This is a genomic window from Actinomadura sediminis (assembly GCF_042675525.1).
Classification (GTDB): domain Bacteria; phylum Actinomycetota; class Actinomycetes; order Streptosporangiales; family Streptosporangiaceae; genus Spirillospora; species Spirillospora sediminis.
In genome coordinates, this window is sequence record NZ_JBHTJA010000011.1 from 28,939 (window position 1) to 52,518 (window position 23,580).

Below are 23,580 nucleotides of genomic sequence, written 5' to 3' on the forward strand. Positions count from 1 at the left end.
CATGCGCGTCCTCATGACGTGCCTGCCGGTGGAGGCGCACTTCAACACCCTCGTTCCCCTCGCGTGGGCGCTGCAGGCCGCGGGCCACCAGGTGCACGTCGCCGTCAAGCCCAAGCTCGTCGGCCGGGTGACGGCCGCCGGCCTCACCGCCGTCCCCGTGGGCACGGGCGACGAGCACGCGGCCCTGCTGGGGCGGCTCGGCGGCGACCTCGTGGAGTACTACGCCGGCATCGACTTCACGGGAGAGCTCGACGAGACGGCCGAGAAGGTGCTGAGCGACAACGACGTCCTCACCGGAACCTTCTACGCGCTGGTGAGCGACGACCGCTTCATCAGGGAGCTGGCGGACTATGCCGCGTTCTGGCGCCCGTCCCTCATCGTCTGGGAGCAGTTCACCTTCGCCGGGGCGGTCGTCGGCGCGGCCATGGACGTCCCGCACTGCCGCCTGGTCTGGTGTCCCGACCTGTTCTACCGGATGCGGCGGAAGGTGGCGGCCGCGCTCGACACCCGGCCGCCGTGGCTGCGCGACGACGCGCTCCGGGACTGGCTGGAGGCCGCCGTCGCCGAGCACGGCGGCGCGTTCGACGACGACCTGCTCTTCGGCCAGTGCCAGGTGGAGCTCTCGCCCCCCGAGATGCGGCTGCCGACTCCCCGCCCCGTCATCCCCGCCCGCTACGTGCCCTACAACGGGACGTCGGTGGTTCCCGCATGGCTGCGCGAGCCGCCGAGGCGTCCCAGGGTGGCGCTCACGATGGGGATCACGGCGCGCGGAGGCGACTACGCCGATCCGGTCGACGTCAAGGGGGTCCTGAAGGAGCTGGCGGAGCTGGACGTCGAGGTGGTGGCCACCCTCGGCGAGGCGGAACAGGCCGAGGTCGGCCCGATGCCGGACCGGGTCAGGTTCGTCGACTTCGTGCCGCTCCGGGTGCTGCTCCCGACCTGCGACGCGATCGTCCACCACGGCGGCACCGGCACGTGGGCCAGTGCCCTCGAGGCGGGCGTACCGCAACTGATCTCCACGAGCCTGTGGGACAACGTGTACCGCGGCCGGCAGCTCGCCGAGCTGGGGGCGGGCGTCTACCTGCGGCCGGACGAGGCGACGCCGGCCGCCGTTCGCGAGACGGTCGCCTCGATGCTGGCGGACGACGGCTACCGGGCCGCCGCGCGGGCGGTCCGGGAGAGCATGCGGCGGCAGCCCCCGCCCAGCGGAATCGTCCCGCAACTGGAGGATTTCGCGAAATCCCCGCAAGGCCCGCCCGGCTGAGCGTGCGGCCGGAAAACATGCCTTGCCGATATCCCTCGACACCTGTTGGCCGCGCTCTCGGAGGTTCTCCATGGCCCTGTTCGCCGTGCTCGTTTCGCCGCTCCCCTCGAGCCAGGCACTCCCCGAGTTCCGTCAAATGCTGCAGAACGGGTTCTCCTACCATCGCAAACTGATCGATGAGGGCGTCATCCGGCACAGCTGGATCCGCGTCGGCGCCCAGGGCGGGCTCAACGTCTACGACGTCGACTCCCACGAGCGGCTTCTGGAGGCGCTCTACGCCAATCCCATCAGCCACCACCTGCAGTTCGAGATCATTCCCCTCGCGAACCGCGAGGGTTTCGATCCGAGCACGTGGGGCGAGGAGGCGACTTCATCGAACACCGGATCCACCGATTCCTGAGAGAGCGGATAATGGACGACCTCAAGCTTGACGAGATCGAATGGCTCATCAGGGCCGCGGAGGCCCGCGACGACGAGTTGCGGGAGGCGATCAACGGAATCGGCGCGGTCCGGGTGGCGCGGCTGCTGACCGAGGAGATCGTTTTCCGGGCCGCCCCCGCGAACGTCCACCGCCCGTTCGACGTCGCCCTGGAGATCACCGGCGGGAGCCCGCCGGAACCGATCTCCTACGTCTTCCAGGTCCACCCCGACGGACGGACGGAGGTCTCGGAGGGGACGAGCGCGACCGCGGTGCACGTCATCGGCTACGACTGCGCCGACCTGGTGCGGGACGTCTTCGGGTGCGCGCGGACGCCCAAACCCGCCCGGCGGACGATCCGCTCGCGGTTCGCGGAGTCGCACGACCCGTCGGCGGACAGGCCGCTGCTGGAGTCGGTGCTGTACTCCCAGCGGGCGACGGCCGCGGTGCTGTCCGGCATCGACGCGCCCGCCCCGGACCTCGGCGAGCTGTCGACCCGCTACCTCTCCGACAAGTGGGGTGGCCTGCACTGGTTCACACCGCATTACGAACGCCATTTCGGCGCGATACGCCACGAGCGCCTCAGAATTCTTGAGATCGGTATCGGCGGGTACGAGGGGCGCAGCACCGGCGGCGGATCGCTTCTCATGTGGCGCCGGTACTTTCCCCGCGCGCTCATCTTCGGGATCGACGTATTCGACAAGTCCGGCCTCGACCAGCCGAGGATCAAGACCCTCCGAGGCGACCAGAACGACGCGGAATGGCTCGCGGAGATCAACCGGGAGTACGGGCCGTTCGACATCATCATCGACGACGGAAGCCACGTCAATCAGCACGTGCTGAACTCGTTCTCGGCCCTGTTCCGGCATCTGCGTACCGGCGGCACGTACGTGATCGAGGACATGTGGACGTCCTACTGCCCGGGCTATGGCGGCGACGACTCCGACACGGCCGGCCCGTCGACGTCGATCGGGCTGCTGAAATCGCTGGTGGACCTCCTCCATCACGAGGAGCACCGGAATGCGGCGGGCGCCGCCGAGGACGGCACGGCCTCGATGCTGCACGGAATCCACCTGTACCGGAACCTCGCGTTCATCGACAAGGGATTCAACATCGATGGCGGCATCCCGCCGTTCATCCCCCGCCAGGGACTCACGTAACGAAACCGCCCCGACCCGACCGTCCTCACCAGAGGTGAAAATGTCTCAGCGAGTCGCCGTCACAGGACTCGGCGTCATGTCCCCGGGCGCGATCGGGGAGAAGAGTTTCTGGTCGTTGTTGAGCGACGGACGTTCGGCAACCCGGAGGATCACCTTCTTCGACCCGTCCCCGTTCCGGTCCCAGGTGGCCGCCGAGATCGACTTCGATCCGGCCGCGCACGGGTTCACCCCGCGGGAGATCCGCCGGATGGACCGCGTGGCCCAGCTCTGCGTGGTCGCCGCCCGGGAGGCGGTGGCCTCGAGCGGCGTCGACTTCGCGGCCGTCGACCCCCACCGCGTCGCCGTGGTGATCGGAAGCGCCGTCGGCGCGACGATGTCCCTGGACTCGGAGTACCGGATCGTCAGCGACGAGGGCCGGACCTGGCTGGTGGACCACGAGTACGCCTCGCCCCGGCTGTACGAGCAGTTCGTGCCCAGCTCGATCGCCGCCGAGGTCGCGTGGCTGATGGACGCGCAGGGCCCGGTCACCGTCGTGTCCACCGGCTGCACCTCGGGCCTCGACGCGGTCGGGTACGGCGCGGAACTGATCCGCGAGGGGACCGCCGACCTCGTGATCGCCGGCGCGAGCGACGCGCCGATCTCGCCGATCACGATGGCCTGCTTCGACGCGATCAAGGCGACGACGCCCCGCAACGACGCCCCGGAGGCGGCGTCGCGCCCGTTCGACCGGACCCGCAACGGGTTCGTGCTGGGGGAGGGGGCGGCCGTCTTCGTCCTGGAGAACATGCACCGTGCCCGTTCCCGCGACGCGCCCCTGCGCGGGGAGGTGGCGGGCTTCGCCTCGACGGCGAACGCGCACCACATGACGGGCCTGCGCAAGGACGGCCGCGAGATGGCCCACGCGATCACGACGGCGCTCGCCGAGGCGCGGATCGCCCCCGCGAGCGTCGACTACGTCAACGCGCACGGCTCGGGGACGAAGCAGAACGACCGCCACGAGACGGCGGCGTTCAAGAAGAGCCTGGGGCCGGCGGCGTACGAGGTGCCGGTGAGCTCGATCAAGTCGATGATCGGGCACTCGCTGGGCGCGATCGGATCGCTGGAGATCGCGGCGTCGCTCCTCGCCCTGGAGCACGACGTGGTACCGCCGACCGCCAACCTCTTCCACGCCGACCCGGAATGCGACCTGGACTACGTGCCGCGGACCGCGCGCGACCACAAGACGGACGTGGTGCTCACCGTGGGCAGCGGCTTCGGCGGATTCCAGAGCGCCATGGTGCTGACCACCGGGCGGGGCGATGACCGGTAGCGCGGTCGTCACCGGGATCGGCCTGGTGAACGCCCACGGGCTCGGCACCGACGCGGTGTGGCCGGAGACCGTGCGCGGACGGAACGGGCTGGCGGCGGTCGAACGGTTCGACGCGTCCCGGTATCCCGCACGGATAGCGGGCGAAGTGCCGGGGTTCGTCCCGGAAGAGCACATTCCCAGCAGGCTGATTCCGCAGACGGACCACATGACACGGCTGGCGCTGACCGCCGCCGAGCACGCGCTGCGCGACGCCGAGGCCGACCCGGCGAGCCTCTCCGAGTTCGGCGCGGGAGTCGTCACGGCCGCGACCGCGGGCGGCTTCGAGTTCGGTCAGCGCGAGCTGGAGAAGCTGTGGAGCAAGGGCCCCGACCACGTCAGCCCCTACCAGTCGTTCGCCTGGTTCTACGCCGTCAACACCGGGCAGATCTCCATCCGGCACCGGCTCAAGGGCCCGGCCGGAGTCGTCGTCGGCGACCAGGCGGGCGGGCTCGACGCGGTGGCGCACGCCCGGCGCCACCTGCGCCGGGGGCTGAGCCTGATGGTCACCGGAGGGGCGGACAGCACGCTGTGCCCCTGGGCCTGGGTCGCGCAGCTCGCCGGCGACAGGATCACCCGCGCGGCCGAACCGGACCGGGCGTACCTGCCGTTCGACCGCCGGGCCCGCGGTTACGCGCCCGGCGAGGGCGCCGCCATGCTCGTCGTCCAGCGCGGCGACGGCGACGCGCCGATCCCGCGCGAGCCGTACGGCGAGATCGCGGGATACGCCGCGACCTTCGACCACAGGACGGCCGTCGGCGGCTCCGCGGGGCTCCGCAAGGCCATCGAGCTGGCCCTGGCCGACGCCTCCCTCGCCCCCGGGGACATCGACGTGGTGTTCGCCGACGGCCATGCCGTCCGCCGGTTCGACGACAACGAGGCCGCGGCCATCGCGGGCGTGTTCGGCGCGCGGCGGGTACCCGTGACCGTCCCCAAGACGATGGTCGGCCGGCTCTACTCAGCCGGCCCGGTCCTGGACCTGGCGCTGGCGCTGCTGGCCCTCCGGGACGGCGTGATCCCGCCGACGATCAACAGCACGCCCGAACCGGACCACCCACTGGATCTGGTGGTCGGAGAGGCGCGCGAGAAGGACCTCGGCGCGGCGCTCGTCCTGGCGCGGGGATACGGCGGATTCAATTCGGCGATGGTCGTGAAAGCTACGGAGAGGTGAAGTCGATGGCCGGACAGCGGATCACGGTCGATGAGCTCCAGAAAATTCTGTTCCAGGTCGCGGGCGAACCGGACGTCGCCGGCGCCATGGACGACGGCACGGAATTCACGCTCGAGGAACTCGGCTACGACTCGATCGCCGTCCTGGCGGCGATGGCGGAGATCGAACGCGATACCGGAGTGAAGGTGGACGACGAAAAGCTGGCGACCGCGACGACGTTGTCCGAAATCGTCACCCTGATCAACGAGGAATAGCCGTGCCAAAGGGAGGAGAAAAGTCGATGACCGTCGGCAGGACAGCGCTCGTCACCGGTGGGACGAGCGGCATCGGCCTGGCCATCGCGGAGGAGCTCGCGGAGTCCGGCCTCGGCGTGTACGTGTGCGGCCGCCGCCCCGACGCGGTCGGCGAGGCCGTCGCCCGCCTGACGGACAAGGGCCACGAGGCGGCGGGAAGCCCGTGCGACGTGCGGAACGTCGACGAGGTGCGCGACCTCGTGCGGGCCGTGATCGACAGATACGGGCGGATCGACGTCCTCGTGAACAACGCCGGCCGCAGCGGCGGAGGCGTCACGGCCGAGATCGCCGACGAGCTGTGGCTGGACGTGATCGACACGAACCTGAACAGCGTCTTCTACATGACGCGCGAGGTGCTCAAGAACGGCGGCATGCTCGAATCGGGCTGGGGCCGGATCATCAATATCGCGTCCACCGGCGGCAAGCAGGGCGTGGTGCTGGGCGCGCCGTACTCCGCGTCGAAGCACGGGGTGGTCGGATTCACCAAGGCCCTCGGGCTGGAATTGGCGAAGACGGGCGTCACGGTGAACGCGGTCTGCCCGGGATACGTGGAGACGCCGATGGCGGAGCGCGTGCGAAAGGGATACGCGGAAGCCTACGGCAAGACCGAAGAGGCGATCCTGGAGCAGTTCAGCGCGAAAATCCCGCTCGGACGTTATACGACGCCGCACGAGGTCGCCGGCTTGGCCGCCTATCTCGTTTCCGACGCCGCGACGCCCGTCACGGCGCAGGCGATCAACGTATGCGGCGGTCTCGGCAACTACTGAGTCTGGAGAAAGTGTGGAGAGCAGCAGAATCAGCCCCGTGCGAACCCGGCATTCGAAGGTCGTCCAGGCTCCCGCGGCGACGGTCTACGACCTGCTGGCGGACGTACGCGGGTGGCCCGTGATCTTCCCGCCCACGATCCACGCCGAGCAGGTCGACCTGGACGGGCGCGAGCAGCGGATCCGGCTCTGGGCGACCGCGAACGAGACGGTCAAGACGTGGACGTCGCTCCGCCGTCTCGACCGCGCGGACCTGAGCATCGAGTTCGGCCAGGAGATACCGCAGGAGCCGGTGGCGGCGATGCGCGGCCGGTGGACGGTCAGGCCCCTCTCCGCCGCGAGCTGCGAGGTGGACCTCGGCCACGAGTTCTCGGCGGTGGACGACGACCCGGCGGCCCTCTCGTGGATCGAGCGGGCGGTGGAGGCCAACAGCGCCCGCGAGCTCGCCTCCCTCGATAGGGCGGCGACGCGCGCGGCCGCCTCCGCGGACCTCGTGTTCGAGTTCTCCGACACCATCGTGGTCGCCGGGCCGGTGCGGGCCGCCTACGAGTTCATCGAGGAGGCCGGCGTCTGGCGGGAGAGGCTCCCGCACGTCGCCGGCGTCGACCTGACGATCGTCGCCCCCGACGTCCAGCTGCTGGAGATGGACACCGTGGCCGGCGACGGTTCGACGCACCGGACGTCGTCCTTCCGCGTCTGCTTCCCGCATCGCGCGATCGTCTACAAGCAGACCGCCTTCCCGCCGTTCCTGGACGGCCACGTGGGGCGCTGGTCGTTCGCCGAGGCGGACGGGGGCTCGACCGTCGTCACGTCGAGCCACACGGTGGTGCTCGACCCGGCGGAGCTGGACCGGTTGCCCGAGCACGCCCGTTCCGTCGGCGCCGCCCGGGAGTTCGTGACCCGGGCGCTGAGCACGAACAGCCGGGCGACGCTGCGCCTGCTGAAGGATTTCGTCGAGGGAGAGGACGGGGGCTGAGGCGGCAGTGCTGCTCTTCGTCAACGTGTTCCAGGTCCACGCCGATCCCGGCGACTTCGAGAAGTGCTTCGCCGACACGTCGGCATTCATGATGCAGAAGGAGGGGTACCGGCGGCACCGGCTCGTCAGGGTGAACGGCGAGGGCGTCCGATACCTCAACATCGCGGAATGGGACGGCGAGGAGGCGCTCCGCGCCGCGGTCGCCGATCCCCGCTTCGAGCCGCATGCGCGGGCGCTCCGCGCGCGAGCGTCGTCGGAATCGTTGCTCTGCGAGGTCATCCAGGAGTACGGCGCCTGAGCCCGGCGCGCTCCGGCCCCCCGCCCGTGGCGGGCGGACCATCGAATCGGAAAGAGGAATGCACATGTCGAAGCGCGTCGACCGGCCCGCGGACTCCCGGGCCACGAATGCCCGGTCCGCGGGCGCCCAGCCCACGGACGGGGCGTCGGTGATCGCGGCGATGACGGAGTTCCACAGCGGCCTGAGGATCGGGCACATGCTGAGCGCGGTCGCCGAGCTGGGCGTCGCCGACCAGCTCGCGGACGGCCCGCTGAGCGTCGAGGAACTGGCCGCCAGGACGAAGACGCAGGACCAGGCGCTCTACCGGGTCCTGCGGGCGCTCGCCAGCAAGGGCGTGTTCACCGAGGTCTCCCCGCGCACGTTCGGCCTCACGGCCCTGGCCGAGACGCTCCGCTCGGACGCCGAACGCTCGATGCGGGACGTCTTCCGGCTGCAGGGCAAGCCGTTCATGCGGGACGCCTACGGAGCGATCGAGCACACCATCAGGACCGGCGAGCCTGCCTTCGAGCACGTCAACGGCACGACGCTCTTCGAGTACCTGGCCGCCCGGCCGGAGATGAGCGAACTCTTCAGCAGGGCGATGGGGAACGGGGCGCGGCAGGTCCAGCGGGCCGCCGTCGCCGCCTACGACTTCGGCGGCATCGAGCGCCTCGTCGACATCGGCGGCGCGCACGGCCATCTCATCGCGATGATCCTAGACCGCCACCCCGATATGAGCGCGGTCTTGTTCGACCAGCCGCACGTGGTGGCCGGCGCCGAGGAGTTCCTGAAGGGCACCGGCCACCGGTCCCGGATCGAGCTCGTCGGCGGCAGCTACTTCGACTCCGTGCCGGCGGGCGGCGACGGGTACGTGATGTCCCACGTGCTCCACCAGCTCGACGACGACGAGGCGCTCATCGTGCTGCGCAACATCAGGGACGTGATGTCCGCCGACGCCCGGCTGGTGATCATCGACCCGGTCCTGCCGGAGGGTGACGTCCCGCATCCGGGCAAGTTCATGGACATCACGATGCTGGCCCTCACCCGCGGCCGGGACCGCACCGAGCGGGAACTGCGCGACCTCCTCGACGGGGCGGGGCTGCGCCTCACCGAGACGGTGGCCCTGTCCGCGCCCTCCAGCATCGCGGTGGCGAAGACGGGCGCGCCGGCGTGACCGGTCGCGGGCGGCTCACTGAGGTGGCCGACGGCGCGTACGCCTACGTGCAGCCGCCGGGCGGCTGGTGCGTGAACAACGCCGGCGTCCTCGGCGGCCGGGACGGTCTCGTCGCGATCGACACCGCCGCGACGCTGCGCCGGGCGCGCGCGTTCCGCGACGAGGTGGCGGGCCTCGGCCGCGGGCCGGTCCGGTTCGTCGTGAACACGCACCACCACGGAGACCACATCTTCGGGAACTGCGTGTTCGCGCCGCCCGCGACCGTCATCGCCCACGACGCGGCCCCCGGGGAGATCGAGAAGGCCGGCCTGGGCCTGCGGCGGCTCTGGCCGGACGTCGACTGGGGCGAGATCTCCCTGGTCCCCCCGGCGCTCACGTTCCCCGACCGGCTCGAGATCCGGCTCGAGAACGGGGCGGCGGAGCTGCTGTACGCGGGGCCGGCGCACACCACCAACGACGTCGTGGCGTGGCTGCCGGACGAGCGCGTCCTGTTCGCCGGCGACGTCGTGATGCACGGGGTGACGCCGTTCGTCCTGATGGGCTCGGTGCACGGCTCGCTGCGCGCACTGGCCCGGCTCCGCGGCCTCGGCCCGCGGGTGGTCGTGTGCGGACACGGCGACATCGCGGGCCCGGAGGTGATCGACGACAACGAGGAGTACCTGCGATGGCTGCTGGACGTCGCGCGGGACGGCGTCGCGCGGGGCCGGACGCCTCTGGAGGCCGCGTCCCGCGCCGACCTGGGGAGGTTCGCGAAGCTCCTGGATCCGGAGCGGATCGTCGGCAACCTCCACCGCGCCTATCTCGAACTCACGAGACCGGAGCTGCCGTACGCGGCGGAACTGCCGGTGCTCGACTCCTTCCGGGAAATGATCGATTTCAACGGCGGCCGGTTGCCCCGGTGCCACGCGTAGGGACGACCGCGCGGAAAGGACAGAGGTGAGCCGATGTCGGACACGTCGACCATGGAGAAGATCGCGCGGCGCTACGTCGTCCGGTCCCAGATCGAGCAGTTCTACGCCGAACAGATGGCGCTCCTGGACGAAGGGGACGCCGGGAGCTGGGTGAACACCTTCGTCGACGACGGAGTCTTCGTCCCGCCGGGCGGCGCGCCGGAGGTGAAGGGCCGGTCCGCCCTGCTGGCGGGCACGGAGGCCACCGTCGCGCGGCTGGCGGAGGCCGGCACCGTCCGGCGGCACGTGCTGACCAACCTCAACCTCGTGGCCCTGGTCGAGGGCGGCGCCCAGGTGACGGCGTACGTGCTGATCGTCGACTCGGCCGCGGGCGAGTCCCGGATCACGACGTCCACCGTCATGCGCGACCAGCTGGTCTCGGACGGGCGGCGCTGGTACGTGGCCCGCCGCGCGGTGAGCCGCGATGACCTGGACGCGTCCTCGCCATCGGAGGCGGAATGACCGTGTCGGCCGATGACGAGAACACTCGAGCCGGCTCCGACGTCTCGGCGGTCGCCGTCGTGGGGCTGGGATACGTGGGATCCTGTCTCGCCGCCTCGCTGGCCGAGCTCGGCCTGCGGGTCACCGGTGTGGACGTCGACGCCGGCCTCGTCGAGGAACTGAACGAGGGCCGTTGCCGGTTCAAAGAGGACCGGCTGGCGGACCTGATCGGGAGGACGGTCGCCGCCGGGCGGCTGCGCGCCACGACCGACCACGCCGAGGCGGCGGGCGCGGACGTCGTCCTCGTCACCGTGGGCACCCCGGTGCGCGACGACGGCTCCCTGGCCGACGGGCAGCTGCGGGCCGCCTGCTCGGCGCTCGCCGGCCATCTCCGCCCCGGGCAGTTGCTGGTGGTCAAGAGCACGGTGCCGCCGGGCACGACGCGCGACGTCGTGCTGCCCCTGCTGGAGCGGCCGGGCCTGCGCGTCGGCGCGGACCTCCGGCTCGCGTTCGTCCCCGAGCGGCTCGCCGAGGGGACCGCGCTGCACGAGCTGCGCACGATCCCCGTGGTCGTGGGCGGCGCGGACGCCGGCAGCGCGCGGGACGCCGCGGCCTTCTGGCGGCGGACGTTCGGCGTGGAGACGATCATGATGGACTCGCTGGAGGCGGCCGAGATCGTGAAGCTGGCGGACAACTGGTGGATCGACCTCAACATCGCGCTCGCGAACGAGCTCGCGAGGTTCTGCTCGCTCTTCGGGGTGGACGTCCTCGACGTCATCGCGGCCGCGAACACGATCCCCAAGGGGACCGGCCGCGTGAACATCCTGCTGCCGAGCGTCGGCGTCGGCGGCTCCTGCCTGACCAAGGATCCGTGGATGGTGCACGCGGAGGCGGCGCGGCGCGGCCTGGACATCACCACCGCGGCGGCGGGACGCGCCGTCAACGCCGCCATGCCGGGACACACCGCGCAGATGATCGTCGGCGAGCTCGTCGCCGCGGGCAAGGACCCGTCCGCCGCCCGGATCGCGGTGCTCGGCCTGGCGTTCAAGAACGATACGGGCGACCTGCGGGAGACCCCGGCCCGCGAGGTCGTGGAGACGCTCGCCAAGGCCGGGGCGGACGTGCGCCTGCACGATCCGCTGGTCGACCCCGCGGCGGCGGAGCACATGTTCGGCCTGTGCCCGGTCGAGAGCCTGCGCGAAGCGGTCCGGGACGCCGACTGCGTGGCGATCCTCGCGTTCCACCGGGAGTTCCGCGGCGTCGACTTCGGCGCCATGCCGGTCGCTCCGTCCTGCCTCCTGGTGGACGGGCGCGCCTACCTCCCGAAGGAGAAGATCTCCGCCCTCTGCGAGCAGGGCTTCCGCTACCGCGCGATCGGTCGTCCGGCATGTCCCGCGTAGCGGTGACCGGCGGGTGCGGGTTCGTCGGCTCGCACCTCGCCGAGGCGCTCGTCCGGCGCGGCGACGAGGTGGTGATCGTCGACGGCGCCCCGCCGGCCGCGGTGCCGGCCGCGATCCGCGGGCACGCCGCGTACGTCCAGGCCGACGTGCGCGATCCCGAGGCCGTCGCCGAGGCGATCAACCCGGGGATCGACACGGTGTTCCACCTGGCGTCGGTGGTGGGCGTCGACCGCTACCTGAGCCGGCCGCTCGACGTCATCGACGTCAACTTCGGCGGCACCCGCAACGTGCTGGAAGCGGCGGTGAAGGCGGGGGCACGGGTGCTGATGGCCAGTACGAGCGAGGTCTTCGGCAAGAATCCGGCGGTGCCGTGGCCGGAGGACGGCGACCGGGTCGTCGGCGCGACCTCCGCGGACCGCTGGACGTACTCCACCAGCAAGAGCCTGGCCGAGCATCTGACCTACGCGTTCATCCGCCAGCACGGGCTCGACGCCACGATCGTCCGCTACTTCAACGTGTACGGGCCGCGGCAGCGTCCCGCGTACGTGATCAGCCGGTCCGTGCACCGCGCGCTGAACGGGACGCCCCCCGCGCTCTACGACGGGGGAGGGCAGACCCGCTGCTTCACCTACGTCGACGACGCGGTGGAGGGGACCCTGCGGGCCGCCGCGCAGCCGGGCGGGGGCTCGTTCAACCTGGGCGGCACGGAGGAGACGACGGTCGCGGAGGCCGTCGCCCTCGTCGCGCGGATGACGGGGTTCGGGGGCGGCTCCACGGCGGTCGACACCGGCGAGCGGCTCGGGGCCGCCTACGAGGACCTGCCGCGCCGCGTCCCGGACACGACGCGGGCACGGGAGCTCCTGGGCTGGGAGTGCTCGACGAGTCTCCCCGAAGGGGTGGCGAAGACGATCGAATGGGCTCGCGACCATCCCGAGTGGCTCGCGATGAGGGACAGCGGAGCCACCTGACTTCGCCTTCAGGACGGACGCCGGCGGCGAGACGGCCCGGCGCCGGGAGGACCGAGGTTCCGACCGCGGGCTCCCGGCGGCCCCCCGGGCCGTCGCCGTCGTTCCCATGCGTGCCGTCGTTCCCTTGCGTGCCGTCGTTCCCGTGCATGCCGTCGTTCCCGTGCATGCCGTCGTCCTCTGGGGGACGCGGCCGGGGTCGCGGCGGCCGCGACCGGCGTCAGGAGCCGAACCTGTCCGCGAGACCGTGTTCCAGCATGTCGAACGCGGTCTCGGCGCGCGCGATCGCCTCCGGGAGGACGTCGTCGGCCCGGAGCCCGGCGCGCATGTCGCGGGCGTTGCGGTCCGCCAGGACCCGCTGGGTACCGAAGACGTGGGCCGCGGCGACGCGCACCGCGATGTCCTCGCCCGCGGCGCCGGTCTCGGCGAGCGCATCGGCCAGCGCGGCCTCGGCCCGCAGCATGTAGCCGGACAGGCGGGCGAGCAGCGACGGCGTCGAGTACAGGAGGTTGTGGAAGACGAGGGCCTCGGGCGTGTCGTTGAGGCCGGTGAGGATGTCGCGCCGGTCGAGCCCGTCCAGGAAGCGCCGGCGGAGCGCGGCGATCGGCGACACTCCCGGCGCGCGGTCCCGCACGATGTCGGCGGGTTCGCCCTCCTGCTCGGCGAACCGGTGGAGGACGAGGTCCTCCTTGGTGGGGAAGTACGCGAAGAGGGTCGGCTTGGACACCTCGGCGGCGGCGGCGATGTCGGCCACGGGCACCCGGTCGAAGCCCGACTCCGCGAACATCGCGAACGCGGCCTTCAAGATCGCTTCGCGCGTGCGCCGCTTCTTGCGCTCCCTGAGCCCCGGCTCGGCCATCGGCGGCAGGGGCGCGGTGCCGACGCGGGACCGTTCCCCCTCCTCCTCTCGAAACATACTGGCAGGTACCTGCCCATACCTTACTGACGATCTTTTCGCCGGCCGCGTCCCGCGCCCCCCGAATCGGCGCACGGGCACGGCCTGCGCTCAATCTGCCGAGTGCCGCATCCGAGGTAAGATGCTGCCTCGGTAATAATATTAACCGAGTCAGATTTTTTCCCACCGGCGTCCCACGCATGCGAGGTGATCTGGATGACGCACGACCCGGCCGCGGACTCCGCCGACCCCGAGGTCCTCGCCGAGCGCGCCTATCTGCGGACGTGCCGCGAGGCTCTGCGGGCCATGCGCGAGGACGTCCTCACCACCGAGACCACCCAGGGCGACGCCTTCGTCGACAAGTACAACAACGCGATCATCCGGGAGGCGCGGGCCGAACGCGCCGAGCAGCTCCTCGACCTGCCCGACGTCCCCCTGTTCTTCGGGCGGCTGGACTATCCGCCCGGCGAGCTCGAGGAGTACGGCCTCGAGGGGGTGCGGCCCGGGAGGGACGGGCGCGGCGAAGGCGAGCGCGGGGACGGCGGCGCCCGGGACACGCTGATGTACATCGGGCGCCGCGGCGTCCGCGACGCCGGCGGCACCCCGCTGGTGGTGGACTGGCGCGCTCCCATGGGGACGGCCTTCTACCAGGCCGGCCCGAAGAACCCCATGCGCGTGCGCAAGCGCCGCCGCTACGGGTTCGACCGGAACGGCGAGCTGACGGCGTACGAGGACGAGATCATCCAGGGGGCGCGGGACGCGGGCGCCCCGGGGGCGAGCGCCCTGCTGACCGCCGAGCTGGAGCGGCCCCGCTCCGGTCCGATGCGCGACATCGTGACCACCATCCAGCCCGAGCAGGACGACATCGTGCGCGCCCCGCTCGACCGGACCGTGTGCGTCCAGGGCGCGCCCGGCACCGGGAAGACGGCGGTCGGCCTGCACCGGCTCGCCTACCTGCTCTACACGGACCGCGAACGGCTGAAGCGGGGCGGCACGGTGATCATCGGGCCGAACCGGTCGTTCCTCGCGTACATCCGCAACGTCCTCCCGGCGCTGGGCGAGGTCGGCGTCACGCAGACGACCGTGGAGGAGCTCCTCGATCCCGGCGGCACCGGGGCGCGCCGCGAGGACGACCCGACGGCCGCCCGGATCAAGGGCGACGCCCGCATGGCCGAGGTGATCCGGCGGGACCTGTGGTCCGGCGTCCGGCCGCCGGCCGAGGACCTGGTCGCCGAGGTGGGCGGCCGCCGCTGGCGCCTGGACCGGGACGACCTCGCCGAGATCCTCCGGGAGTGCAGGGAGAGCGACGTCTCCTACGGCGCCGGCCGCGAGCTGCTGACGCAGCGGATCGTGACCGCCGTCATCCGCCTGATGGAGCGGTCGGGCAAGATCAGCGACGGGCGGACGCGCGGCACGGTGCGGCGGTGCCCGGCGGTCAAGGCGGCCGTCGCCGCGATGTGGCCGAAGGCCGACGCGGCGAAGCTCGTTCTCGGGCTGCTCACCGACCCCGCGCGGCTCGCCCGCGCCGCAGGCGGCCTGCTCGACCCCGCGGAGCAGGAGGCCGTGCTGCTGCCCGGCAGGCCGCGCAGCGTCAAGTCGGCCCGCTGGTCGCTGGCCGACCTCGCGCTCATCAACGAGGCGGCCGACCTGCTGGAGCGGCAGAGCGGCCTCGCCCACGTGGTGATCGACGAGGCGCAGGACCTCAGCCCGATGCAGTGCCGCGCCATCGCGCGCCGTGCCGCCGGATCCTGCACGGTCCTGGGCGACCTCGCCCAGGCCACCGGCCCGGCGGCGCCCGGCGACTGGGCGACCCTCCTCGCCCACCTCGGCAAGCCCGACGGCGAGATCGTCGAGCTGGACCGCGGGTACCGGGTGCCCGCGCAGATCATCGACTACGCGGCCCGCCTGCTCCCACGGATCGCCCCGGGGCTGCGCACGCCCGCGTCGGTCCGGCAGTCCGTCGACGCGCTGCAGGTGACCGAGACCGCCCCCGCCCAGCTCGTGGCGTCGACGGTGGCCGCCTGCGAGAAGGCGCTCGTGCGGGAGGGGTCGGTGGGGCTCGTCGCCGCCGACGCCGACGTCCCCGGCCTGCACGCCGCGCTCGCCGACGCCGGGCTGCCCTCCGCCGTGCTGGGCGGCGACGAGGACGCGATGGAGGCGGAGCGGCTGGTCTGCGTCCCCGCGTCCCTGGTGAAGGGGCTGGAGTTCGAGACGGTCGTCGTGGCCGAGCCCGCACGCATCGTCCGCGCCGAACCCCGCGGTCTGCACCGGTTGTACGTGGTGCTCACCCGCGCCGTCAGCGCGATGCACATCGTCCACGCCGAGCCGCTTCCCGAGCCGCTCGGCGAAGGGTGACGCGCCCCCGGCGGCTCCGGCCCGCGGGCCCTGCGCTGCGCACGGGCCGGGGACGTGGCCCTGAAGCCGATGTCAAACGTTGCTCAAGCGCCGATGTATTGGCTTGGGCACATGGTCAACACTGACTCGGACGACAAAGGCAGGCCCGTCGCGATCGTGACCGGCGGCGGCACCGGCATCGGGCGCGCCGTCGCCAGGGAACTCGCCGCCCAGGGCCACGAGGTGCTCATCGTCGGCAGGACCGAGGAGACGCTGGAGGAGACCAAGGCCGGAGACGACTCGATCCATCCGCTCGTCATCGACGTCACCCACGAGGACGGCCCGTCGGCCGTCGTTTCCGCCGCGCTGGAGGGTTTCGGCCGGCTCGACGTCCTCGTCAACAACGCGGGCATCGCCGAGCCGAGCGCACTGAGCGATCTCGACGCCGGCTCGATCGACCGCCAGCTCGCCGTCAACCTCCGCGCGCCGATGCTGCTCACCGGGCGCGCCGTCGAGGCCCTCGCCGCCTCCCGGGGCGTCGTCGTCAACCTCTCGTCGGCCGGGTCGCTGGGCCGGCGCGGCTGGCCCGGCTTCTCCGCGTTCGGCGCGACCAAGGCGGGGATCGACTTTCTCACCAGGACGTGGGCCGTCGAGCTGGCGCCGATGGGCATCCGGGTCCTCGCGGTCGCGCCCGGCGTGATCGACCGCGGTCCCGGCGGGCCGATGGGCGCCGACGCCGAGGAGTACGGCCGGTTCCTGGACGCGATAGCGCAGCGGACGCCGTTGCGGCGCGTCGGCCGGACCGCCGAGATCGCCTGGTGGGTGTCCCGGCTCGTCCAGCCCGAGGCGGCCTTCGCCACCGGAACCGTGCTCGTGGTCGACGGCGGGCTCAGCGTCACGTGAGCGCGACCGGCTGTGCGGGTCACCGCACAGCCGGTACGTTCGCCGCCGGGGGCGGGCCCGGGCTGCCCGTCCCCGGACGGTCATCGGCCGACGGGCTCGCCGGCGGTCGCGAAGCGGGGCAGCACGTGCTCGGCGAACAGGCGCAGCCCGCGCTCGGCCTCCTGGAACGTCGCGGTGCCGGAGTTCACCTGGAGGCTCACGGTGACGTCGCCGTACCAGTCGCGGATGACGGCGAGCTGGGCCGCCACCTCGTCGGGGTCGCCGGCGAGGACCTTGTTCTCCGCCAGCTGGCGCCCGTAGTCGCTCTTCTTGACCCGGTCTGCGAGCTTCTCGTACCCGGCGTAGGCGTCGCTGCGCGTCCGGCCCCAGGAGGAGACGGCCTCGGCGAGGCTCGCCGAATAGTGCTCGGCGTTCCGCCGGCCGGCCTCGCGGGCCCGCGCGCCGTCCTCGGAGACGGAGGCGATGTAGCTCATCTGGACCTCGCCACGCGGATCGTGCCCGGCCTCGGCCCGCGCCGCGCGGTAGAGGCGCAGCATCTCCTGCACGTGTTCCGTGGAGGAGATGGACGGGACGAGCAGGAGCCCGTGCCCGTCGCGTCCGGCCTGCTCGCACGAGGCGGGGGTGAACGCGGCGGCCACCAGGATCGGCGGGTGCGGCCGCTGGAACGGGCGGGGGAGCAGCGTGACCGGACCGAACCGGTGGTGGCGGCCCTCCCACACCGTGTCCTCCTCGCTCCACAGGCGCCGGATCGCCTCGACGCCGTCCGCGAAGCGGTCGCGGCTCTCGTCCATGGGGATCTGGAACGCCTCGAACTCGTCGGGCAGGAAGGCGCGGCCGAAGCCGGCGTCGAGCCGCCCGTGCGAGATGTTGTCGAGCATGGCCAGCTTGGCCGCCAGCTTCACCGGATGGGTGAACGCCGGGATGGCGGCCCCGGTGACGAGCCGGAGCCGGCTCGTGCGCGCCGCGGCCGCGGCGAGGAAGGTGACCGGGTCCGGCGAGTAACCGCCGTAGGGGAAGAAGTAGTGCTCGACGGTCTTGACGTGGTGGTATCCGAGTTCGTCGGCCATTTCGGTCAGGCGGAGGCACTCGTCGTAGTACTGGGCGGCGGGCCGGTCCGCCGGTCCGATCGTGGGAAAGAAATTGACGCCGAAACGCATGGTCAGCTCCGCACTTCAGGAATGTGAGCGGTGTCCGCGGCTCCGAAGAGCGCGAGGGGGCATGGTGCCGAGCTTGGCCGGTGGGCGTTGAGGGCCGCTTGAACTCCGCTTGGGCGGTCCTTGTCCCCGAGGTTCCCGGGCAAGGCCGCGGGGCCGGTCAGAGGGCTTCCGTCCTGGAGCACAAATAGGGCTTGAGCGTTCTTGTAGGGAGCGCTCCTACGGTGCGGAGAAGGTCGCATGGAAGAATGAACCGGCAAGGGGTGAAGTCGTGAGCTCCCATGTTGAAACGCGCGTGGAGTACCCGGACGCGCGCACGGTCATGGGCCGTCTGCTGGCTCCCGGACTCGAGGATCCGTACCCGCTTTACGCGTGGTTGCGCGTGCACGAGCCCGTCCATTTCAGTGACCGGCTCGGCGCCTACGTGCTGACGCGGTTCGCCGACTGCGAATACCTGTTGAGGAATCCCGAGCTCTTCCCGGCGCCGGACGAGGAGACGCTGATCGGGATGATGCCGGAGGCCAACAGGGTCGACCCGTTCCTCATGCTGGTGCGATCGCTCGTGAACTCGAATCCGCCCAAGCACACCCGGCTGCGGCAGGTGGTGTCCAAGGCCTTCACCGCACGCCGGGTCGAGCGGCTGACCGACGACGTCGTGCGCATCGCCGCCGACCACGTCGGGGCGGTCGCCGGCCGTTCGGCCGGCCGGCCCGTCGATCTGCACGAGGAACTGTCGGTCCCGGTTCCGCTGCGGGTGCTGGCCCAGCTGCTCGGCCTGCCCCTCGACGACGACCGGCTGCTGGCCGAGCTGATCCCGCCCATCATGAACATCATCGACCCCACGGCCGACGCGGCGACGATCAAGGAGGCGGACGAGGCGTTCGCGCGGCTCACCGCCCACCTGTGGGAGCTGGTGGAACGCCGCCGCGCCGACCCGCGCGACGATCTCGTCTCCGCACTGGCCGCGCTCGGCCGGGAGGAGGACGGCGGGCTCAGCGACGACGAGCTGCGGGCGATGCTCGTCGCCCTGCTGACCGCGGGGTACGAGACGACGGCGACGTCGATCGACATGAGCGTCCTCGCGCTGCTGCGCCACCCGCAGTACCGGGCCGATCTGGCGACCCGCGAGGGCGCCGTGCGCTTCGCCGACGAGGTGCTGCGCTGGGACCCGTCCGGACCGATGTCGGCCGGTTTCCGAATGGCCGCCCGGGACGTCCGGTTCGGCGACCACGAGGTGCCCGCGGGGTCGCAGGTCCGGGTCCTGTTCGGCGCGGCCAACCGGGACCCGGAGGCCAATCCCGACCCCGACCGGTTCGACCCGTACCGGGAGTCGCCGAAGTCGCTGGCCTTCGGCGCCGGCATCCACCACTGCCTCGGCCGCAACCTCGCGCGCCTGGAGATCGCCGCGGTGCTGATGGCCGTCGCCGAGCACGCGCCGGCCATGGAACTCGCGGGCGAGCCCGTCCGCCGGCGCTCGCTGCCGCTCAGGGACTTCTCCTCCTTCCAGGTACGCCTGCGGTGAGGTGCGGACGGGTGGACGCGATGACCTCGGCGATCGAGAACACCACGGAAACCCCGGACTGGGTGCTGTGCCCGTCCTGCGGGGCCGCCGTCTATGGCAAGAGGTGGGAACGCGACCTGCGGGTGTGCGCGGACTGCGGGGCGCACGGCCCGCTGGGCGCGCGCGCCCGGATCGAGGCGCTGCTCGACCCGGACGGCGCGGTCCCGATCGGGGAGGGCGTGCGGAGCCGGGACGTCCTGGGCTTCGTCGACCGGAGGCCCTATCCCGACCGCCTCGCCGACGCCCGCGCGCGTACGGGGACGGACGACGCGGTGCGCTGCGTGCGCGGGACGATCGAGGGGCACCCGGTGGTCGCGGCGGTGATGGACTTCGCCTTCCTGGGCGGCAGCCTCGGCTGCGCGGTCGGCGAGCTGATCACCCGGGCCGCCGAGGCGGCGCTGGCCGAGCGGGTCCCGCTGCTGCTGGTGACGGCGTCCGGCGGGGCCCGCATGCAGGAGGGCGCGTACTCGCTGATGCAGATGGCCAAGACCGGCGCGGCGATGGCCCGGCTGGACGAGGCCGGGGTGCTCAGCGTCTGCCTGGTCACCGACCCGACCTTCGGCGGGGTCGCCGCCTCGTTCGCGAGCCTCGCCGACGTGATCATCGCCGAGCCGGGCGCGCGGATGGGGTTCGCCGGACGGCGGGTGATCGAGCAGACCATCCGGCAGCGGCTGCCGGAGTCGTTCCAGACGGCGGAGTTCCTCTTCGAACGCGGCTTCGTCGACATCATCGCCCGGCGGCCGGAGCAGCGCGCCGTGCTGGCCGGGCTGCTCGCGCTGGGCGCCCGGCCGGTCCCGGGGCGGCGGACGTCCGCGCCCGTGCGGCGCATCCAGGCGGCGGGCCGGTCACCGGGCGTGCGGCGGGACGGCGGCCCGGTGGTCCGCGACGCCGCGCGGCTCGCCGAGCAGGACCCGTGGGACCTGGTGCGGCGGGCACGGTCCCTCGACCGGCCGACCGCGCTGGACTACTTCGCGAGCGTCTTCACCGGCTTCCGGGAACTGCACGGCGACCGCACCGGCGGCGACTGCCCCGCGATCGTGGCCGGGACGGCGCGGCTGGACGGCCGTCCGGTCGTCGTCGTCGGCACGCAGAAGGGGCACCGGCCGGACGAGCTGGCCCGGCGCAACTTCGGCATGGCCACGCCCGCCGGCTACCGGAAGGCCCGGCGCGTGACCGGGCTGGCCGCCAAGCTGGGGCTGCCGGTGGTCACGCTGGTGGACACCCCCGGCGCCTACCCCGGCGCGGCGGCCGAGGAGCAGGGCCAGGCGGCCGTGATCGCCGAGACGATCCGGCACATGACCACGCTGCCGGTGCCGGTGGTCGCGGTGCTCACCGGCGAGGGCGGCAGCGGCGGCGCGCTGGCGCTGGCCACCGCCAACCGGGTGCTCGGGCTGGCCGGCGCCACCTACTCGGTGATCAGCCCGGAGGGCTGCGCGGCGATCCTGTGGCAGGACCCGGCCGCCGCTCCGGCCGCGGCGCGGGCGCTCGGCCTCACCCCGGCGAGCCTGCTGCGGCACGGGGTCCTCGACGGCGTCGTGCCCGAACCCCCGGGCGGCGCGGGCGCGGATCCCGCCGCGGCCGCCGAGCGGTTGCGCGCGGCGCTGGCCGAGACGCTGGACGAACTGGCGCCGCTGTCCGGGGACGCGCTGGTGGCGGACCGGCGGGACCGGTTCCGCCGGTTCGGCGCGGCGGAGACGACGGTTCCCGAGGAGGCGATCCGATGACGATGCTGGAAGAGCCCGACCTCGCGGCGGGCGGCGGGCACGGCCGGGTGGAGGAGATCGTCACCGCGGTCCGCGACCTGCTCACGGCGCTCCCGCACCGCCCCGAACGGATCTCGGTACGGGTCGGCGCGGCCGAGGTCGAGGTGGTCTGGCCGGCCGGGGACGGCCCCGGATCCGACCCGGCGGCGGACCCGGCACCGGAGGCGGACGCGGACTCCGCGGCGGACCCGGGCGCCGGCACCGGAACGGCGTCGGAATGGGTCTGCGCCCCGAGCGTCGGCGTGTTCTACCGGGCCCCGGAGCCCGGCGCGCGGCCGTTCGTCGAGGAGGGCGACGCGGTCGAGCCCGGACGGCAGGTGGCGATCGTCGAGGCCATGAAGCTCATGCTCCCGGTCGAGGCCGGGCGGCGGGGCCGGGTGGGGACGATCCTCAAGCGGGACGGCGAGACGGTCGAGTACGGCGAGCGGCTGATCGAGCTGCTCCCGCCGGGGGACTGAGCGGAGGAACGGGTGTTCGGCACCATACTCATCGCCAACCGGGGCGAGATCGCGCTGCGGGTGGCGCGGACCTGCCGCGAGCTGGGCGTCCGCGTCGTGGCGGTCCACTCGACGGCCGACCGCGACTCGGCCGTCGTCCGGATGGCCGACGAGGCGGTCCAGATAGGGCCGCCGGGCGCGAAGGGAAGCTACCTGAACGGCCTGGCGATCCTGGAGGCCGCCCGCCGCACCGGCGCCGAGGCGATCCACCCCGGCTACGGGTTCCTGTCCGAGGATCCCGACTTCGCCGACGCCTGCCGGGCCGCCGGAACCCCGCTGATCGGGCCGCCCGCCGCGGTGATGGCGCGGCTGGGCGGCAAGATATCCGCGCGGCGGGCGATGGCCGACGCCGGGTTGCCGCTGCTGCCCGGCGGGCTCGACCCGCTGCCCGCCGGGCGGGCCGCCGCGCTGGCCGACGAGATCGGCTATCCGGTGATCCTCAAGTCCTCGGCGGGCGGCGGCGGGCGCGGCATGGAGGTGGTGCGGGACCGCGCGGACTTCGACGGCGCCCTCCGCAGGACCCGGGCGACCGCGCAGGCCCTGTTCGGTGACGACCGCGTCTACGTGGAGAAGTACCTGGAGACGGCCCGGCACGTCGAGGTCCAGGTGCTGTGCGACGAGCACGGCACGGCGCTGCATCTGGGGCTGCGCGACTGCAGCGCGCAGCGCCGCCACCAGAAGCTGGTGGAGGAGGCGCCGGCACCGGGCGTCCCGGCGGAGCTGGCCGAGCGCATCGGGCGCGACGCGGTCCGCGGTGCCCGCGCGGTGGGCTACCGCGGGGCGGGGACCTTCGAGTTCCTGCTCGATCCCGACGGCCGCCACCATTTCATGGAGGTCAACTGCCGGATCCAGGTGGAGCACCCGGTGACGGAGATGGTCACCGGCGTCGATCTGGTCGCCGAGCAGCTGAGGGTGGCGGCGGGCGAGCGGCTGGCGCTGCGGCCCGAGGACGTCCGCCCGCGGGGGGTGGCGATCGAGTGCCGGATCAACGCCGAGGACCCGGAGCGCGGCTTCCTGCCCGCCCCGGGCACCCTGGCGGAGTTCGTGCCGCCCGGCGGTCCCTTCGTGCGGGTCGATACGCACGCCCACCCGGGCCACACCGTGCCGCCCCACTACGACTCGCTGATCGCCAAGCTGATCGCGTGGGCCCCCGACCGGCCGGGCGCGATCCGGCGACTGCGGCGCGCGCTGGACGAGTTCGTCATCGCCGGTGACGGGGTGCGGACGACGAAACGGTTCGTCGGCGAGATCCTCGACCATCCGGCGTTCCGCGCCGCCGAGCACTCCACGACGCTGGTGGACGAGATGACGCGCCCCGACCCGGCCTCCGTCGCGGGCTAGCCCGGCCGGGCGCTCGGGTCAGTCGCCGTAGCCCTCGACGAAACGGGACAGCAGGCGGGCGAACTCGGCGCGTTCGGCGTCGGTCCAGTTCCGCATCGCCTTCGCGAAGTGCTCCCGGCGGGTGCGGCGGGTCGCCTCGACGACCGCGCGGCCCGCGTCGGTGAGCTCGAGGTGGATGCGGCGCCCGTCCTCCTGGGAGGCGACCCGGCGGACGTAGCCGGACTTGACGGCCTCGGCGACGATGCGGCTGCCGCGCGAGGCGTCCACCCCGAGGCGGGCGGCGACGAGCCCGACGCTGACCTCCTGGCCGGGCCGCTCCGGGCCCTCGTCGACGATGTCGACCACGTGCAGGACCTGCACGTCCACGGGGAGGTTGTGCTCCCGGATCGCCGCCTTGCCGAGCCGCTGCCGGGACATCCCGCGGCGCAGCCGCACCATGCCCCGCTCGACGTCGTTGAGGGCCTCCTGATCCATGGCAGGCCAGTGTAACGCCGCCGTTGCGTCGCTCATCTATATGCGTTTAGCATCTAGCTG

The 23,580-nt window shown here is 72.6% G+C and carries 23 protein-coding genes; 20 read left to right on the forward strand and 3 right to left on the reverse strand.

Features of this window, described 5'->3' with window-relative positions:
* Nucleotide 1: 1 nt before the first annotated feature.
* The 14 genes from ACFQ11_RS08685 (at nucleotide 2) to ACFQ11_RS08750 (ending at nucleotide 12,601) form a co-directional block, all read left to right on the forward strand.
* Entirely contained in the window at nucleotides 2-1,264 is a 1,263-nt protein-coding gene (locus ACFQ11_RS08685; RefSeq protein WP_378297467.1) for an activator-dependent family glycosyltransferase, read from the forward strand.
* A 70-nt stretch (nucleotides 1,265-1,334) separates the two neighbouring features.
* A complete protein-coding gene (locus ACFQ11_RS08690) occupies nucleotides 1,335-1,664 on the forward strand; it encodes a muconolactone Delta-isomerase family protein (protein ID WP_378297468.1) in 330 nt (109 codons plus the stop codon).
* Between the two features lie 11 nt (nucleotides 1,665-1,675).
* A complete protein-coding gene (locus ACFQ11_RS08695; protein WP_378297469.1) occupies nucleotides 1,676-2,842 on the forward strand; it encodes a hypothetical protein in 1,167 nt (388 codons plus the stop codon).
* 40 nt (nucleotides 2,843-2,882) lie between these two features.
* Nucleotides 2,883-4,151, forward strand: a complete 1,269-nt coding sequence (locus ACFQ11_RS08700; RefSeq protein WP_378297470.1) for a beta-ketoacyl-[acyl-carrier-protein] synthase family protein — start codon at nucleotides 2,883-2,885, stop codon at nucleotides 4,149-4,151.
* The gene (locus tag ACFQ11_RS08705; protein ID WP_378297471.1) at nucleotides 4,141-5,358 is read left to right on the forward strand and encodes a ketosynthase chain-length factor; all 1,218 of its coding nucleotides are present in this window, start codon (nucleotides 4,141-4,143) and stop codon (nucleotides 5,356-5,358) included. The genes ACFQ11_RS08700 and ACFQ11_RS08705 overlap by 11 nt, the downstream gene beginning before the upstream one ends.
* Before the next feature lie 5 nt (nucleotides 5,359-5,363).
* Nucleotides 5,364-5,612 carry an acyl carrier protein gene (locus ACFQ11_RS08710; RefSeq protein WP_378297472.1) on the forward strand — a complete coding sequence of 83 codons (249 nt, stop codon included), beginning with the start codon at nucleotides 5,364-5,366 and terminating at the stop codon, nucleotides 5,610-5,612.
* Between the two features lie 26 nt (nucleotides 5,613-5,638).
* A complete protein-coding gene (fabG, locus tag ACFQ11_RS08715) occupies nucleotides 5,639-6,418 on the forward strand; it encodes a 3-oxoacyl-ACP reductase FabG (protein WP_378297473.1) in 780 nt (259 codons plus the stop codon).
* 37 nt (nucleotides 6,419-6,455) lie between these two features.
* Nucleotides 6,456-7,391: an aromatase/cyclase gene (locus ACFQ11_RS08720; protein WP_378297474.1), complete on the forward strand. Its 936-nt coding sequence runs from the start codon at nucleotides 6,456-6,458 to the stop codon at nucleotides 7,389-7,391.
* 7 nt (nucleotides 7,392-7,398) lie between these two features.
* The gene (locus tag ACFQ11_RS08725; protein WP_378297475.1) at nucleotides 7,399-7,689 is read left to right on the forward strand and encodes an antibiotic biosynthesis monooxygenase family protein; all 291 of its coding nucleotides are present in this window, start codon (nucleotides 7,399-7,401) and stop codon (nucleotides 7,687-7,689) included.
* Between the two features lie 64 nt (nucleotides 7,690-7,753).
* Entirely contained in the window at nucleotides 7,754-8,842 is a 1,089-nt protein-coding gene (locus tag ACFQ11_RS08730) for a methyltransferase (RefSeq protein WP_378297476.1), read from the forward strand.
* A gap of 23 nt (nucleotides 8,843-8,865) precedes the next feature.
* Nucleotides 8,866-9,753, forward strand: coding sequence for an MBL fold metallo-hydrolase (locus ACFQ11_RS08735; protein ID WP_378297477.1), 888 nt, complete (start codon nucleotides 8,866-8,868; stop codon nucleotides 9,751-9,753).
* A 33-nt stretch (nucleotides 9,754-9,786) separates the two neighbouring features.
* Nucleotides 9,787-10,254: a nuclear transport factor 2 family protein gene (locus ACFQ11_RS08740; protein WP_378297478.1), complete on the forward strand. Its 468-nt coding sequence runs from the start codon at nucleotides 9,787-9,789 to the stop codon at nucleotides 10,252-10,254.
* Complete coding sequence (locus tag ACFQ11_RS08745) at nucleotides 10,251-11,633, forward strand: nucleotide sugar dehydrogenase (RefSeq protein ID WP_378297479.1); 1,383 nt, start codon at nucleotides 10,251-10,253, stop codon at nucleotides 11,631-11,633. The genes ACFQ11_RS08740 and ACFQ11_RS08745 overlap by 4 nt, the downstream gene beginning before the upstream one ends.
* Nucleotides 11,621-12,601, forward strand: a complete 981-nt coding sequence (locus tag ACFQ11_RS08750) for an NAD-dependent epimerase/dehydratase family protein (protein ID WP_378297480.1) — start codon at nucleotides 11,621-11,623, stop codon at nucleotides 12,599-12,601. The genes ACFQ11_RS08745 and ACFQ11_RS08750 overlap by 13 nt, the downstream gene beginning before the upstream one ends.
* 217 nt (nucleotides 12,602-12,818) lie before the next feature.
* Here the strand turns inward: ACFQ11_RS08750 and ACFQ11_RS08755 are convergent, their stop codons facing one another.
* Nucleotides 12,819-13,514, reverse strand: a complete 696-nt coding sequence (locus ACFQ11_RS08755) for a TetR/AcrR family transcriptional regulator (RefSeq protein WP_378297481.1) — start codon at nucleotides 13,512-13,514, stop codon at nucleotides 12,819-12,821.
* Nucleotides 13,515-13,709: 195 nt separating this feature from the next.
* Here ACFQ11_RS08755 and ACFQ11_RS08760 point away from each other — a divergent pair, with 195 nt between their 5' ends.
* Together ACFQ11_RS08760 and ACFQ11_RS08765 are read left to right on the forward strand one after the other, a co-directional pair.
* Nucleotides 13,710-15,848 carry a HelD family protein gene (locus tag ACFQ11_RS08760; RefSeq protein WP_378297482.1) on the forward strand — a complete coding sequence of 713 codons (2,139 nt, stop codon included), beginning with the start codon at nucleotides 13,710-13,712 and terminating at the stop codon, nucleotides 15,846-15,848.
* A 111-nt stretch (nucleotides 15,849-15,959) separates the two neighbouring features.
* Complete coding sequence (locus ACFQ11_RS08765; protein WP_378297483.1) at nucleotides 15,960-16,730, forward strand: SDR family NAD(P)-dependent oxidoreductase; 771 nt, start codon at nucleotides 15,960-15,962, stop codon at nucleotides 16,728-16,730.
* 80 nt (nucleotides 16,731-16,810) lie between these two features.
* On the opposite strand, the gene ACFQ11_RS08770 is transcribed toward ACFQ11_RS08765, so the two are convergent.
* Nucleotides 16,811-17,887 carry an LLM class flavin-dependent oxidoreductase gene (locus ACFQ11_RS08770; protein WP_378297484.1) on the reverse strand — a complete coding sequence of 359 codons (1,077 nt, stop codon included), beginning with the start codon at nucleotides 17,885-17,887 and terminating at the stop codon, nucleotides 16,811-16,813.
* Between the two features lie 268 nt (nucleotides 17,888-18,155).
* On the opposite strand from ACFQ11_RS08770, the gene ACFQ11_RS08775 reads away from it, so the two are divergent.
* The 4 genes from ACFQ11_RS08775 to ACFQ11_RS08790 are packed head-to-tail and all read left to right on the forward strand — an operon-like array spanning nucleotide 18,156 to nucleotide 23,046.
* The gene (locus tag ACFQ11_RS08775; protein WP_378297485.1) at nucleotides 18,156-19,406 is read left to right on the forward strand and encodes a cytochrome P450; all 1,251 of its coding nucleotides are present in this window, start codon (nucleotides 18,156-18,158) and stop codon (nucleotides 19,404-19,406) included.
* Between the two features lie 20 nt (nucleotides 19,407-19,426).
* Nucleotides 19,427-21,169 carry an acetyl-CoA carboxylase, carboxyltransferase subunit beta gene (gene accD / locus ACFQ11_RS08780; protein WP_378297546.1) on the forward strand — a complete coding sequence of 581 codons (1,743 nt, stop codon included), beginning with the start codon at nucleotides 19,427-19,429 and terminating at the stop codon, nucleotides 21,167-21,169.
* Nucleotides 21,166-21,666: an acetyl-CoA carboxylase biotin carboxyl carrier protein gene (locus ACFQ11_RS08785; protein WP_378297486.1), complete on the forward strand. Its 501-nt coding sequence runs from the start codon at nucleotides 21,166-21,168 to the stop codon at nucleotides 21,664-21,666. Before accD ends, ACFQ11_RS08785 begins: the two co-directional genes overlap by 4 nt.
* 12 nt (nucleotides 21,667-21,678) lie before the next feature.
* On the forward strand, nucleotides 21,679-23,046 hold the full coding sequence (locus ACFQ11_RS08790) for an acetyl-CoA carboxylase biotin carboxylase subunit (protein WP_378297487.1): 1,368 nt from the start codon (nucleotides 21,679-21,681) through the stop codon (nucleotides 23,044-23,046).
* 18 nt (nucleotides 23,047-23,064) lie between these two features.
* Here ACFQ11_RS08790 and ACFQ11_RS08795 read toward each other — a convergent pair whose 3' ends face one another.
* Entirely contained in the window at nucleotides 23,065-23,520 is a 456-nt protein-coding gene (locus ACFQ11_RS08795) for a MarR family winged helix-turn-helix transcriptional regulator (protein ID WP_378297488.1), read from the reverse strand.
* Nucleotides 23,521-23,580 lie beyond the last annotated feature (60 nt).

Excerpts from the sequence above, each read along its gene's own strand:
- ACFQ11_RS08685 (WP_378297467.1), top strand. The coding sequence starts at position 2 with ATGCGCGTCCTCATGACGTGCCTGCCGGTGGAGGCGCACTTCAACACC.
- ACFQ11_RS08690 (WP_378297468.1), top strand. The coding sequence starts at position 1,335 with ATGGCCCTGTTCGCCGTGCTCGTTTCGCCGCTCCCCTCGAGCCAGGCA.
- ACFQ11_RS08695 (WP_378297469.1), top strand. The coding sequence starts at position 1,676 with ATGGACGACCTCAAGCTTGACGAGATCGAATGGCTCATCAGGGCCGCG.
- ACFQ11_RS08700 (WP_378297470.1), top strand. The coding sequence starts at position 2,883 with ATGTCTCAGCGAGTCGCCGTCACAGGACTCGGCGTCATGTCCCCGGGC.
- ACFQ11_RS08705 (WP_378297471.1), top strand. The coding sequence starts at position 4,141 with ATGACCGGTAGCGCGGTCGTCACCGGGATCGGCCTGGTGAACGCCCAC.
- ACFQ11_RS08710 (WP_378297472.1), top strand. The coding sequence starts at position 5,364 with ATGGCCGGACAGCGGATCACGGTCGATGAGCTCCAGAAAATTCTGTTC.
- fabG (WP_378297473.1), top strand. The coding sequence starts at position 5,639 with ATGACCGTCGGCAGGACAGCGCTCGTCACCGGTGGGACGAGCGGCATC.
- ACFQ11_RS08730 (WP_378297476.1), top strand. The coding sequence starts at position 7,754 with ATGTCGAAGCGCGTCGACCGGCCCGCGGACTCCCGGGCCACGAATGCC.
- ACFQ11_RS08740 (WP_378297478.1), top strand. The coding sequence starts at position 9,787 with ATGTCGGACACGTCGACCATGGAGAAGATCGCGCGGCGCTACGTCGTC.
- ACFQ11_RS08745 (WP_378297479.1), top strand. The coding sequence starts at position 10,251 with ATGACCGTGTCGGCCGATGACGAGAACACTCGAGCCGGCTCCGACGTC.
- ACFQ11_RS08750 (WP_378297480.1), top strand. The coding sequence starts at position 11,621 with ATGTCCCGCGTAGCGGTGACCGGCGGGTGCGGGTTCGTCGGCTCGCAC.
- ACFQ11_RS08755 (WP_378297481.1), bottom strand. The coding sequence starts at position 13,514 with ATGTTTCGAGAGGAGGAGGGGGAACGGTCCCGCGTCGGCACCGCGCCC.
- ACFQ11_RS08760 (WP_378297482.1), top strand. The coding sequence starts at position 13,710 with ATGACGCACGACCCGGCCGCGGACTCCGCCGACCCCGAGGTCCTCGCC.
- ACFQ11_RS08765 (WP_378297483.1), top strand. The coding sequence starts at position 15,960 with ATGGTCAACACTGACTCGGACGACAAAGGCAGGCCCGTCGCGATCGTG.
- ACFQ11_RS08770 (WP_378297484.1), bottom strand. The coding sequence starts at position 17,887 with ATGCGTTTCGGCGTCAATTTCTTTCCCACGATCGGACCGGCGGACCGG.
- accD (WP_378297546.1), top strand. The coding sequence starts at position 19,427 with ATGACCTCGGCGATCGAGAACACCACGGAAACCCCGGACTGGGTGCTG.
- ACFQ11_RS08785 (WP_378297486.1), top strand. The coding sequence starts at position 21,166 with ATGACGATGCTGGAAGAGCCCGACCTCGCGGCGGGCGGCGGGCACGGC.
- ACFQ11_RS08795 (WP_378297488.1), bottom strand. The coding sequence starts at position 23,520 with ATGGATCAGGAGGCCCTCAACGACGTCGAGCGGGGCATGGTGCGGCTG.